Source organism: Dermacoccus sp. Ellin185, from assembly GCF_000152185.1.
GTDB lineage: Bacteria > Actinomycetota > Actinomycetes > Actinomycetales > Dermatophilaceae > Dermacoccus > Dermacoccus nishinomiyaensis.
In genome coordinates this window covers 212486-224840 of sequence record NZ_AEIQ01000088.1, presented here as the reverse complement: position 1 = coordinate 224840, position 12355 = coordinate 212486, and the positions used below count along the sequence as shown (strand labels likewise).

Genomic DNA, 12355 nt, shown 5'->3' with positions numbered 1-12355 from the left:
CCTCATTCGTGAAGAGCCGTGAATCCGAGCGCCATGCCCGACATGCGGGCCTTCGACTTGAACTGCTCCGCGATGGCCGACGCGGCCACGGCGCTCCACCCGCCCGCGACGGCGGCGAGCACGAGGGCGCCCGCGAGCGCCGCGCCCGTCGAGCCGTTCGCCATGAGCTGGAACATCGTCAGCGACGTCACGGCCGCGAGCACCCCGAAGATGAGCAGGATGGGACGGCGGCCGAAGCGGTCGGCGGCGAGGCCCGCCAGCGGCGTCACGAGGATGACGGCGATCGCCGCCGCGGTACCGAGCCACAGGGCGTCGGACTCGCTGAACTTGCCTGCGGACTGCAGGAACGTCGGCGCGTAGCCGATGCCGACGTAGTACGTGATCGACCCGAGCGCCGAGATGGCGAAACCACGCCACACCGCGGCGGGCTCGGTCTTGAGCACCTCGACGAGCGGGTTCATCGACTTGTCCGCCTCGGATTCCTCTTCGAACACGGGCGACTCCTCCATGCGTGAGCGCATGAACAGGGTCGTCGCAGCCATCGCCGCGCCGATGAAGAACGGCACGCGCCAGCCCCAGGAATCGAGGTCGTCACCGACGAAGTACGACGTCGTAATCGCCGAGAGGCCGACCGCCAGCAGGCCACCGATCTCGCTCGCCGCGGAGGCCAGCGACGTGACGAAGCCGCGGCGGTGCGGTTCGGAGCCCTCGACGAGGTACGTCATGACGCCCGAGTACTCGCCGCCGACGCTGAACGCCATGAGGGCGCGCAGCGCGATCATCAGGTAACCCGCCATTGGCCCGATGGAGGCGTACGTCGGCAGGCAGGCCGTCGCGAGCATCGCCAACGTCATGAGGGCCATGGAGATGAGAAGGACGGGCTTGCGCCCGATGCGGTCGCCGACATGGCCGAAGAACGCGGCGCCGACGGGGCGCATCAGGTAGGTGCCGGCGAAGACCAGCAGCGTCCATGCGGTACCGCTCGTGCCGCCGCCGAAGAAGACGCGCGAGATGACCGTCGTCAGGTACAGGTACAGCGTGAAGTCGTACCACTCGATGACGGTCGACGACCCCGCGACGGCGAGCGACGTCTTGCTCAGCGGGCGATGGGCGTCGAGGGCGCGTGGCGCGTCGACGGGGATGGCTGCCATGAGAGATCCCTTGTGCTGGAGGCGTCCTCGGCTCGGGTGATGCATCGAGCGTCATGGTGCGAGGGGCGGGCGCCAGGGGCGAATAGGTGACCTCCAGCCAAGCACGATGATGCGACGAATGCCACGCCCGTGACAGTGACATGTGAAGGTTCGCAACCTTTGCGCGTAGACTGGATGCTTCGTGCAGGTGGCCGACTCGCCCCTGCGCCTCCCCTCGAGTAGGAGCGCCCCGCGCTCGTCGTGCGCCCGGCGCGCGGCAGCGCCAAACCGGGCAGCACGCGTCGTCGAACGACGCCCTCCGATCTCGGGAACGCGTGGCGCATGAGAGTCGGACGATCGTCGAGATGCGAGATCGCCTGCGACGCGCGGATTCACCGCGCGGGCTTTCACCATCGATCGTTCGTCTTTCCATGCAACCTCTCCAGGAGTCATCTGTGCCCTCGTTCTCCGATCTCGGCGTGCCCGCCGTCCTCGTCAAGACCCTCGACAAGCTCGGCATCGACACGCCGACACCCATCCAGGCCGCGACGCTGCCCGACTCGCTCAAGGGCCGCGACGTCCTCGGCCGCGGCCGTACCGGCTCGGGCAAGACGTTCGCGTTCCTGCTGCCGCTCGTCGCCCGTCTCGACGAGACGCGCTACGAGATCGACGCCTACCGCCCGCGCTCGCTCGTCCTCGCGCCGACGCGCGAGCTCGCCAACCAGATCGCCGACTCGCTCAAGCCGCTGGCCGCGGCGGCCGGGCTGTCGTACACGACCGTCTTCGGCGGCGTCGGGCAGAACCCGCAGGTCAAGGCTCTCAAGGCGGGCGTCGACGTCCTCATCGCGTGCCCCGGGCGTCTGGAAGACCTCATGAGCCAGGGCTTCTGCGACCTGTCCGACGTCGAGGTCTGCATTCTCGACGAGGCCGACCACATGGCCGACATGGGCTTCCTGCCCGGCGTCAAACGCATCCTGACGAAGGTGCCGCGCGAGGCGCAGCACCTGCTGTTCTCCGCGACGCTCGACGGTGGCATCGACGTGCTCGTCAAGAAGTTCCTGTCGAACCCGGTGACGCACCAGGCCGATTCGGCGCAGTCGCCCGTCGCGACGATGGAGCACCACGTCTTCGCCGTCGACTCCGACTCGCGCATCGACGTGCTCACCGACCTCGTCTCCGCACCCGGACGCACGGTCGTGTTCACCCGCACCAAGCACGGCGCGAAGAAGCTCGCTAAGCAGCTCGCCGGCCGCGGCATTCCCGCCGTCGACCTGCACGGCAACCTGTCGCAGAACGCTCGCGTGCGCAACCTCGACGCGTTCCACTCGGGCGCCGTCGAGACGCTCGTCGCGACCGACATCGCCGCGCGCGGCATCCACGTCGACGACGTCTCACTCGTCGTCCACGCCGACCCGCCCACCGAGCACAAGGCCTACCTGCACCGCTCGGGCCGCACCGCCCGCGCCGGCGCCGCGGGCACCGTCATCACCCTCATGACGCCGGATCAGCGCGGCGACGTGAAGTCGCTGCTGCGCATGGCGAAGATCAACGCAACGACGACGAACGTCACTGCCTCGCACCCGCTGCTCGAGAAGCTCGCGCCCGGTGAGCGTCGCACGATGAGCGCCGACGAGGTCGCCGCAGCACTGCCCACCGCACCCGTGCAGGAGCCCTCGCGCAAGAAGGCTCCGAAGGACGGCGGCGAGCAGCGTCAAGGCGGACGTGGCCAGGGCGGACGCTCCGGCGGCCGAGGCGCTCAGAGCGGCGGCCGCGGCGGTCAGGACGGCGCCGGCCGTGACAACCAGGGCAGCGGACGCTCCGGCGGCGCTGCGACCGGTGGTCGCGACGGCAACCGGGCGGGCGGGCGTCCTTCCGGTGGCTCGGGTTCACGGAGCCAGGGTGGCTCGCGTGGTGGTTCGGGTGCGCGTGGCCAGGGTGGCTCGGGCGCGGCAGGACGCTCCGGCGGCGCTCGTCGCAGCGGCGGTGCAGCCCGGTTCTCATCGAACTCGCGCGCCGGGCGCTGACCCTCCCGCGATTCCCGTCCACATCGGCAAAAGCGCCCAACGGGTACGGGCGTCGATCACAACCCTGCGGCGTCGAGGGTCTCGGCCATGATGCGCTGACCGTCCTCGACGGCACGTCGCTGCACGTCCTGAGCGCGGCCGACGACGGAGATGCGCGCGACGTCGGCGGGCGGCGCCACCTGCGTCACCCGGTCGTCGTGCGACATGAGGTGCTCGAGCTCCTGCTTGCGCAGGTTGCGGCGCGTCCAGGCCGCGCTCGCGCCGGGCGCGTGACGGGACATCCACCGCGCGACGAGTCGCTTCTCGACCGCCTTGTCGCGGCTCAGATCCAGCGACGGCGCCTTGGTGCGCAGCACGAGCACGTGCGTCGCGCCCTGGGCCAGTGCTGTCTCGACGGGGATGTTCTCAGCGATCCCGCCGTCGATGAAACGTCGCCCGTCGATCTCGACGGGTGCGCCGCCGAGAACCGGCAGCCGCGCCGTGGCGCGCAGTGCGTCCTGCAGGCTCGCCTTGTCGTGGATCATCGGCGCCAGGTCGACCGCGTCGCCACTCGCCGCGTCGGTGGCGATGGGGTGGTACTCGACATCGCTCGCGAGGATCTCCTCGAACCCCATCGGCGTGACGTTCTCGTACAGGTCGTAGACGATGACGTCGGTGTCGACGACGGGTTTGCGACGCAGCGCGTTCGACGGGCGGATCGTCGCATTCATGCTCTCCGGCGCCCACCAGCCGTGCAGATTGGCCCGGGCGCGGCCACAGATCAGCCAGGCGCCGTTGAGAGCTCCGGCCGACGCGCCGTAGACCGCATCGACGGTCGTGAGCAGGTCGCGAGCCTCGAGCTCGGCCACCATGCCGCCGCCGTAGGCCGCGCGGGAACTGCCGCCTTCGAGGACGACGGTGACGCGCGCGTGGTCGTGACGCCGCAGGGGCTGGCTCGAGTTGTCGCGCCGGTGGCGCATGACGTCGAGGACGGTCTTCACGGTTCCCCATCCTGACGCGCGTCGGCCCCACGGGCCAAACGCGAGGGTGAAACCCTCCCGACCGCCCCAGGCCACCAACGCGGCCCGCTGACCAGAGGAACGGCGGCGGGGGACGACCTGCTTGGATGTGCGGATGGAGTTCACCGCCGCGATGCTCGCCGCCGTCGTCGCGGCGATCCTCGTCGGCGCGGTGCTCCAACGCCTGTCGGGTTCGGGCATGGGGCTCGTCCTGGCTCCGACACTGACGCTCATCATGGGCGCCGCCCATGGCGTCCTGCTCGCGAACGCGACGACGACCGTTTCCGGCCTGCTGCTCACCCTGACGTTGCGACGTGACGTCGACTGGCGGCGCGCCGGCATCATCTGCGCCTGTGTCGTGCCGGGCGCTCTCGTGGGTGCCGTGGTCGTACGCGAGGTCAGTGCGGCCTGGCTGCAGGTCGTCGTCGGAGTGGCGGTGCTCGGCGCGATCGGCTTCACCGTCGGCGCCGATCGCCTCGGCCGTCTACCGCACGTCACGTCCGCGTGGGTGACGCCCGTCGCAGGCGTCATCGGCGGATTCTTCAATACGCTGTGCGGGTCTCGGCGCCCGTCCTCGTCATCCACTCCCGGCTGACGCGGTGGGAGCACCGATCGTTCGCCGCGACCCTCCAACCCATCTTCATGACGATGGGGGCCATCTCGGTCATCGCGAAGACGACGCTCGGGTCGACGGGCTCGACCGAGTTGCCGCCCTGGTGGCTCATGCCGCTCGTCGTCGTGCTCGTGCTCATCGGTGTCCGCATCGGCGAGGGTCTCACGCCTCGCGTGACGACGGCGCAGGCGAAGCGACTCGCGATGGCGCTCGCCGCGCTCGGTGGCGCGTCGGCGCTCGTGCGGGGTCTTCTCACACTCTGACGCTCACCTGACGAGCATCTGCGACGCGCCGCCGCCTGCCCCCAGGCCGGCGTGGTCGAATGACGCATGAGCACTTTCACCGTCGCCGGTCATCACGTCGGACGCGTCGGGTACGGCGCCATGCAGCTTCCCGGGCCGGGCGTGTTCGGTCCGCCACGCGATCACGACGAGGCCGTCCGCGTGCTGCGTCGCGTCGTCGAGCTCGGCATCGACCACATCGACACGTCGCAGTTCTACGGCCCGAACGTCTCGAACGAACTGATCAAGGAGGCGCTGCATCCCTACGCCGACGATCTCGTCATCGTCTCCAAGGTCGGCGCCGTGCGGGGCCCGTCGGGTGAGTGGCTGCCGGCGCAGCGCCCCGACCAGCTCGTGGCCGCGGTCCGCGAGAACCTCGTGACGCTCGACGTGGAGCGGCTGCCGGTCGTCAACCTGCGCGTCATGCCCGTCGACGAGATCGGCGAGGAGAACGCCTGCCCCCTCGAGGAGCAGCTCGGTGCCATGCAGGGCCTGGTCGAGGCGGGGGAGCTCGAGGCGTTCGGCGTCAGCAACGTCTCGACCGAGCAGGCGCGCGTCGCGCTCGACGCGGGCGCCGTGTGCGTGCAGAACGCCTACAACCTCCTCATGCGTGACGACGACGCCACGCTCGAGCTGTGCCGTGAGCGTGGCGTCGCCTACGTGCCGTTCTTCCCGCTCGGCTCGGCGTTCGAGCACCTGCCGAAGGTCGGCGACGACCGGGCGGTGCAGCGCATGGCCGCCGAACGCGGCGTCACGCCGGCGCAGGTCGGCCTGGCTTGGTTGCTCGCGCGCGCCGAGAACGTCCTGCTCATCCCTGGCACATCGTCGATCGCGCACCTCGAGGAGAACACGGCGGCTCGCGACGTCACCCTCAGTGACGACGACCTCATGACGCTGAACGCCCTGCGCTGAGCGGCGCGTGCCGCGCACCGTCGCAGCGGCAGCAGCTGACGTCGATGGGAGCGTTCTTCCGTGCCCTCACAGACCAGATGCTGCCCTCCGACGTGCGTCAGATGTCGGCGCCGAGCGACTGGGCGAGGCGTCGCACCGGGGCGGCCTCGTCCTTCTTGCCCGCACGCTCGAGCGAGCGGGCCAGGAGCACGGCGGCGTCGACGTTCGTCGGGTCGACGTCGAGCAGTTCACGGGCCGCGACGGTGGCCTTCGTCAGCTGCGCCGAGTGGTAATAGCTGCGGGCGAGCAGTTCGCGAGCATCACGCGACGCGCCCTCCGGCGTGCCGGTCATGCCCTCGATGAGACGCGCCGCCTCGGTGTACTTGCGCGTGTCGAACAGCTCCTTGGCCGTGCGCAGGGTCTCGTAGGGGTCGCCGCTCGGGTCGGTGATCGTGTGCAGGCCTGACGGACTGGTCGCCGCGCCGAGCATCTGCTCCATCGTCGGCGTGGCCGCCGGCTCGTGCGCCTTCATCGGCGTGGTGGGCTCGAAGGTCTCGTCGCTCATGGCTGCTCCTGTGCGTCGCGGTGTGTCCGCGTCAACCATCGCTGCGGCGCCGCTGTTCCCGATCACCTCGCCTCCGAACCGCGCGCCGACGAGTGGTGGCAGCACACCGCGGGGTTCGTCAGTCCGTCGTGCGTGCCGCTTCGGACGTCGACTCGTCCTCCGCGGCCTCCGCGGCGTCGAGGGGTACGGCATCGACGTCGGGGGAGTCGTGCGGGCCGTCGTATCCGGCGAGGGAGCGGCGGCTGCCGCGGGCGACGAGCGCATCGTCGCCGGTGACCATCCCGCGCAGCGTCGTCGCACCGCCACGCAGTCGCGAGAGGAAGCGCACGAGCGAGCGGCGCTCGTCGGGGTTCGTGCGCTGGTCGATCTGTCGATCGCGAGGGTCGTCGTGCGCGGCTTCGGGGTGCTGCATGTGCTCGATGATCAAGGCGGCCACGGCGCCGGCGTGCGCGTACATGACGGAGTGCGCTGCGCTCGGGATCTCCCAGGCGCGTGCGTGCGGCGTGATGTCGCACAGGTGCCGTGCCCAGGAGCGCGGGCTGGTCGCGTCGTGCTGCCCACGCAGGATAAGGGTGTGCGCGCGCACGTGCGGGAGCCGCTCTTCGATCGGGTAGTTCATCATCTTCGGCAGCACCTTGAAGAACCACCACGGCCCGCAGAGCACGTAGGAGATGAGGACGTGCACGGTGATCGCGAAGGGTTCGCGCCCGGCGCACTGGGCGAGGCGCCACGCCTGGCGCGCGATGCTGCTCTCGGCAGAGTTCACGACGGGGCCGATGAGGACGATGGTGCTGAGATCCGGGCGCCGCGCCGCGACCTCGGTGACGACCTGTGAGCCCATGGAATGCCCGACGAGGACCGGGTCGTCCAGCTCGAGCTGGGTGATCGCGGCCTCGACGAGATCCGCGAATCCTTCGATCCCGGGCGTTTGCTTGCCGTGCGGAACGCCGCCGAAGCCGGGAAGGTCGATGGCGTGGACGGTGCCGACCTGATTGAGATCGAGGGCGAGGCGAACGTAATAGTCGGAGGCCACTCCGATGCCGGCGACGAGGACGAAGTCGCGACCGCGGGGGCCGCTGATCGAGGTGACGCGCGCTTGGGAGGGGCCGTGCTGCACGCGCGAGACCGTCACGTTTCCGCTCGTCGCGTGTTGCTCGGGCTCTGTCCGCATCGTCGCTCTCCATCGTCCCGCGGCGCCGGCGAACCCACACGCGCTCGCCCTGTCTATCCCGCGATCCTACCCAGGGGTAGTGGCGGCGTCCGCGCGACGGGCGAGGCTCGTCCAAGGCTGACGAGACGGGGCCCGGAGAAAACTTCTGCGACGGGGAATGAAGTGCGGATCAAACAAGTTGAGTCAAGTAACAGCAACTTTGGTGAGCCGAGGGTTGACACTCACGGCGAAACGGAGTTGAGTCAATATCAGTCAATCTGACGGTGTGGGCCACGCCTGCAGGGCGCGCGCACAGATCGTCGTTTCATCGAACGAAGGAGATCCCACCATGGGTCGCGCAGTCGGTATTGACCTCGGTACCACCAACTCGGCCGTCGCCGTTCTCGAAGGCAACGAGCCCAAGATCATCGCGAACGCCGAGGGCGGTCGCACCACCCCATCCGTCGTCGCGTTCACGAAGAACGGCGAGATCCTCGTCGGCGAGATCGCGAAGCGTCAGGCGGTCACGAACGTCGATCGCACCATCCGTTCCGTCAAGCGCCACATGGGCACGGACTGGACGACGGAGATCGACGGCAAGAAGTACACGCCGCAGGAGATCTCGGCCCGTATTCTCATGAAGCTCAAGCGTGACTCCGAGGCCTACCTCGGCGAAGAGGTCACGGACGCCGTCATCACGGTTCCCGCCTACTTCGACGACGCCGAGCGTCAGGCCACGAAGGAGGCCGGCGAGATCGCGGGCCTCAACGTCCTGCGCATCGTCAACGAGCCCACCGCCGCGGCCCTCGCCTACGGCCTCGACAAGGGCAAGGAGGACGAGCTCATCCTCGTCTTCGACCTCGGTGGCGGTACGTTCGATGTCTCCCTGCTCGAGGTGGGCAAGGACGCGGAGGACGGCTTCTCCACCATCCAGGTGCGCGCCACCTCCGGTGACAACAAGCTCGGTGGCGACGACTGGGACAACCGCATCGTCGAGCACCTCATCAACAAGGTGAAGAGCGAGTCCGGCGTCGACCTGAGCAAGGACAAGATCGCCATGCAGCGTCTGCGTGACGCCGCGGAGCAGGCGAAGAAGGAGCTGTCGAGCTCGACGTCGACGAACATCTCCCTCCAGTACCTGTCGATGGGCGAGAACGGCCCGATCCACGTCGACGAGACGATCACGCGTGCTCAGTTCGAGCAGATGACGAAGGACCTGCTCGAGCGCTTGAAGAAGCCGTTCGAGAACGTCATCAAGGACGCGGGCGTCAAGATCTCCGACATCGACCACGTCGTCCTCGTCGGTGGCTCGACCCGCATGCCGGCCGTCGTCGAGCTCGTCAAGCAGATGTGCGGTGGCAAGGAGCCGAACAAGGGCGTCAACCCGGACGAGGTCGTCGCCGTCGGCGCCGCGCTGCAGGCCGGTGTGCTCAAGGGTGAGCGCAAGGACGTGCTGCTCATCGACGTCACGCCGCTGAGCCTCGGCATCGAGACGAAGGGTGGGCTTTTCACCAAGCTCATCGAGCGCAACACGGCCATCCCGACGAAGCGCACCGAGGTGTTCTCGACGGCTGAGGACAACCAGCCGTCCGTCGACATCCAGGTGTTCCAGGGTGAGCGCGAGATCGCCAAGGCCAACAAGGCTCTCGGCAACTTCGAGCTCACGGGCATCGCTCCCGCGCCGCGTGGCGTGCCGCAGATCGAGGTCACGTTCGACATCGACGCCAACGGCATCGTGCACGTCTCCGCGAAGGACCGTGGCACGAACAAGGAGCAGTCGATGACGATCTCCGGTGGCTCCGCGCTGCCGAAGGAGGACATCGAGCGCATGGTCCGCGAGGCGGAGGAGCACGCCGCCGAGGACGCGAAGCGTCGCGAGGAGGCCGAGGCCCGCAACACGGGCGAGGCTCTCATCTACTCGACGGAGAAGTTCCTCGAGGAGAACGGCGACAAGGTGCCCTCTGACGAGAAGTCGGCCACCGAGAGCGCCCTCGCCGAGCTCAAGGAGGCCCTGAAGCCGGAGTCGTCCGCGTCGCCGGAGGACATCAACGCGAAGGCCACGGCGCTGTCTGAGGCCAGCCAGAAGATGGGCGCCGCGATGTACGCCGCGCAGGCCGAGAACGGCGACGCCGCGGGTGCGGCCGGTGCCGAGGGCGCTGCAGGCGAGCAGAAGCAGGGTGGCGACGACGTCGTCGACGCCGAGGTCGTCGAGGACGACGACGACACCTCCAAGTGAGTGCCTGACCGGGGTGCCCCGCGCACCCCGGTCGGCCCCTGACACGAGTACGGCCGGTGGGCTGCCCACGGGGAGCCCACCGGCCGCTTCGCCACCAGGAGGTGGCAGGAAGGAGTCCGTCATGACGGACCAGAACACGAGCGGCGCCACGCCCCACAACGCCGACGGTGCGACGCAGGGCGAGACCGACAACTCGTTCGCCGGCGGTGTGGGTTCCGACCTGCCCGGCGGAGAGCAGCCCGAGAACCTGCAGACGCGTTCCGACGAGGCCGCCACGCAGGCCGGCCCCGACGCGACGAGCGCTGACGACGCGGTCGCCGAGCACCCGGACACGAAGCTCGCTGCGGAGCGCCTGTCCGACCTGCAGCGCATCCAGGCCGAGTACGTCAACTACCGCAACCGCGTCGAGCGCGACCGGGCTCGTGAGAAGGAGACGACGATCGGCTCGGTCGTCGAATCCCTCATCCCGGTCCTCGACGACATCGAGCTCGCGCGCCAGCACGGCGACCTCACCGAGGGCCCGATGAGCAAGATCGCCGACAAGATCGAATCGACGCTCAACCGCTTCGGTGTGGCACGCTTCGGCGCGGTCGACGAGGCGTTCGACCCCAGCGTCCACGAGGCGCTCATGCACGTCGAGGCCGAGGCGCCCGAGGGCGTCGACGGAACCTTCGTCGTGCAGGTGCTGCAGCCGGGCTACAAGGTGGGCGAGCGCGTCGTGCGTCCCGCCCGCGTCTCGGTCGCAGGCTGATCGAGCGCGCCGCGGCCGAGCCGAGTCGCTTCGTGCCGCGGGGCAACCTGCTTCGCTGACGTCGCGGCGGCGCCCCCACCGGGCGCCGCCGACACACAACTGAAAACCCCATTCGCACGCGCACGCGATGCACGCCCGGTCCGCAACCGGCGGGCGTGAAACCACGAAGGAGGTGCGCATGGCCAGTCAGGACTGGTTCGAAAAAGACTTTTACGCCACCCTCGGTGTCGCGCAGGACGCGAGCGAGGAGGACATCAAGAAGGCCTACCGCAAGCTGGCCCGCAAGTACCACCCGGACAAGAACCCCGGTGACACCTCCGCCGAGCAGAAGTTCAAGGAGATCGGCGAGGCCAACCAGGTGCTCTCCGATCCGCAGCAGCGTCAGGAGTACGACGCCGTGCGTCAGATGGCGCGAGGCGGCGCCCGCTTCAGCGGCGGTGCCGGCGGCGCCGAGGACGTTTTCTCGTCGATGTTCGGCGGGGGCGGCGGCAGCGGTTACCGCACCTATTCGAGTGGGGCGGGTGGCCAGCAGGGCATCAACCTCGAAGATCTGCTCGCCCAGTTCGGTGGCGCCGGCGGAGGCTTCGGGGGCGGCGGGTTCAGCTCCGGCTTCGGCGGCGGCTCCCGTCAGCGCGCCGCCCAGAGAGGCGAGGACGTCGAGGCGCGCGCGTCGATCACGTTCCGTCAGGCCGTCGAGGGCAGCGAGGTGCGCATCAGCGACGCCGATGGTCAGAGCTTCACCGCGCGCATTCCGGCCGGGGTGAAGGACGGGCAGAAGATCCGGTTGCGCGGCAAGGGCCGTCCCGGCTTCGGCGGTGGCCCGAACGGCGACATGATCCTGCACATCAGCGTCGGCACCGACCCGGTCTTCGGCCGCGACGGTGACAACCTCACCGTCGAGCTGCCCGTGACGTTCGCCGAGGCCACCCTCGGCGCCACGGTGCAGGTGCCCACCTTCGACGGCAAGAGCGTCAAGGTCCGCGTCGCGCCCGGCACGCCCTCGGGCCGCAGCCTGCGCGTCAAGGGCCGTGGCGTGAAGACGAAGAAGGCGACCGGCGACCTCATCGCGAAGGTTCACGTCGTCGTGCCGAAGGAGCTCACCGACGAGCAGCGTCGGGCCGTCGAGACCCTCGCGGCGGGCGAAGCCGACCCGCGCGAAGAGCTGCTCGCGAAGGCGCGTCAGGCCGCGTCGTGACGCCGTCGCGGGTCGAACGGCGGCTCGGCGAGATCGTCGACGACCACAACGGACGCGTCGGTGACGAGCGGCTGCACGGCCTCGACGATCCGGCGAAGCCGGTGTACGTCATCTCCGTCGCCGCCGAACTGGCCGGGATGCACGCCCAGACGCTGCGCCAGTACGACCGTCTGGGGCTCGTCACCCCCGAACGCACGGGTGGCGGCGGCCGCCGCTACTCGATGCGCGACATCGCGCAGCTGCGTCGGGTGCAGGAGCTGTCGTCGGAGGGAGTCTCGCTCGCCGGCATCCAACGCATCATGGAGCTCGAGCACCAGGTCACGGCGCTACGGGCGCGGATCGAGGAGCTGAGCGAACAGAACGCGCAGTACCGGGACGCACTCGAATCGCGCTCTCACACGTGCGTCTTCGCGGCCGGACGCGACGGCATCGTCGCGCTGGGGCCCGGCGAACGACCGCGCCCGCGCTCGATCGGGCGTTCGCTCCGGCCGTACAGCACCCGCTGAGCCCGAGCTCGTCAC

The 12355-nt window shown here is 69.5% G+C and carries 12 protein-coding genes; 8 read left to right on the top strand and 4 right to left on the bottom strand.

The window, feature by feature from the left end:
• Positions 1 to 2: 2 nt before the first annotated feature.
• Positions 3 to 1151, bottom strand: a complete 1149-nt coding sequence (locus HMPREF0321_RS10430; RefSeq protein WP_006946276.1) for an MFS transporter — start codon at positions 1149 to 1151, stop codon at positions 3 to 5.
• Between the two features lie 410 nt (positions 1152 to 1561).
• Here HMPREF0321_RS10430 and HMPREF0321_RS10425 point away from each other — a divergent pair, with 410 nt between their 5' ends.
• Positions 1562 to 3154: a DEAD/DEAH box helicase gene (locus tag HMPREF0321_RS10425; RefSeq protein WP_040014828.1), complete on the top strand. Its 1593-nt coding sequence runs from the start codon at positions 1562 to 1564 to the stop codon at positions 3152 to 3154.
• A gap of 56 nt (positions 3155 to 3210) precedes the next feature.
• Here HMPREF0321_RS10425 and HMPREF0321_RS10420 read toward each other — a convergent pair whose 3' ends face one another.
• On the bottom strand, positions 3211 to 4134 hold the full coding sequence (locus HMPREF0321_RS10420) for a patatin family protein (RefSeq protein ID WP_006946092.1): 924 nt from the start codon (positions 4132 to 4134) through the stop codon (positions 3211 to 3213).
• A 133-nt stretch (positions 4135 to 4267) separates the two neighbouring features.
• Between HMPREF0321_RS10420 and HMPREF0321_RS17090 the strand changes: the two genes are divergently transcribed.
• The 3 genes from HMPREF0321_RS17090 (at position 4268) to HMPREF0321_RS10410 (ending at position 5958) form a co-directional block, all read left to right on the top strand.
• Positions 4268 to 4747 carry a TSUP family transporter gene (locus tag HMPREF0321_RS17090; RefSeq protein WP_006946252.1) on the top strand — a complete coding sequence of 160 codons (480 nt, stop codon included), beginning with the start codon at positions 4268 to 4270 and terminating at the stop codon, positions 4745 to 4747.
• Positions 4748 to 4800: 53 nt separating this feature from the next.
• Positions 4801 to 5028, top strand: coding sequence for a hypothetical protein (locus tag HMPREF0321_RS17085; protein WP_254653988.1), 228 nt, complete (start codon positions 4801 to 4803; stop codon positions 5026 to 5028).
• A gap of 66 nt (positions 5029 to 5094) precedes the next feature.
• Entirely contained in the window at positions 5095 to 5958 is an 864-nt protein-coding gene (locus HMPREF0321_RS10410; protein ID WP_006946260.1) for an oxidoreductase, read from the top strand.
• Positions 5959 to 6055: 97 nt separating this feature from the next.
• On the opposite strand, the gene HMPREF0321_RS10405 is transcribed toward HMPREF0321_RS10410, so the two are convergent.
• Complete coding sequence (locus tag HMPREF0321_RS10405; protein ID WP_082740402.1) at positions 6056 to 6502, bottom strand: M48 family metallopeptidase; 447 nt, start codon at positions 6500 to 6502, stop codon at positions 6056 to 6058.
• 118 nt (positions 6503 to 6620) lie between these two features.
• A complete protein-coding gene (locus HMPREF0321_RS10400; RefSeq protein WP_006946109.1) occupies positions 6621 to 7634 on the bottom strand; it encodes an alpha/beta fold hydrolase in 1014 nt (337 codons plus the stop codon).
• A gap of 367 nt (positions 7635 to 8001) precedes the next feature.
• On the opposite strand from HMPREF0321_RS10400, the gene dnaK reads away from it, so the two are divergent.
• The 4 genes from dnaK to HMPREF0321_RS10380 all read left to right on the top strand — a co-directional run bounded on the left by dnaK (position 8002) and on the right by HMPREF0321_RS10380 (position 12340).
• Positions 8002 to 9888: a molecular chaperone DnaK gene (gene dnaK / locus HMPREF0321_RS10395; protein WP_006946091.1), complete on the top strand. Its 1887-nt coding sequence runs from the start codon at positions 8002 to 8004 to the stop codon at positions 9886 to 9888.
• A gap of 121 nt (positions 9889 to 10009) precedes the next feature.
• Positions 10010 to 10639, top strand: coding sequence for a nucleotide exchange factor GrpE (locus tag HMPREF0321_RS10390; protein ID WP_006946131.1), 630 nt, complete (start codon positions 10010 to 10012; stop codon positions 10637 to 10639).
• Positions 10640 to 10817: 178 nt separating this feature from the next.
• A complete protein-coding gene (locus tag HMPREF0321_RS10385; protein ID WP_006946096.1) occupies positions 10818 to 11834 on the top strand; it encodes a DnaJ C-terminal domain-containing protein in 1017 nt (338 codons plus the stop codon).
• Positions 11831 to 12340 carry a heat shock protein transcriptional repressor HspR gene (locus HMPREF0321_RS10380; protein WP_006946076.1) on the top strand — a complete coding sequence of 170 codons (510 nt, stop codon included), beginning with the start codon at positions 11831 to 11833 and terminating at the stop codon, positions 12338 to 12340. The genes HMPREF0321_RS10385 and HMPREF0321_RS10380 overlap by 4 nt, the downstream gene beginning before the upstream one ends.
• Positions 12341 to 12355 lie beyond the last annotated feature (15 nt).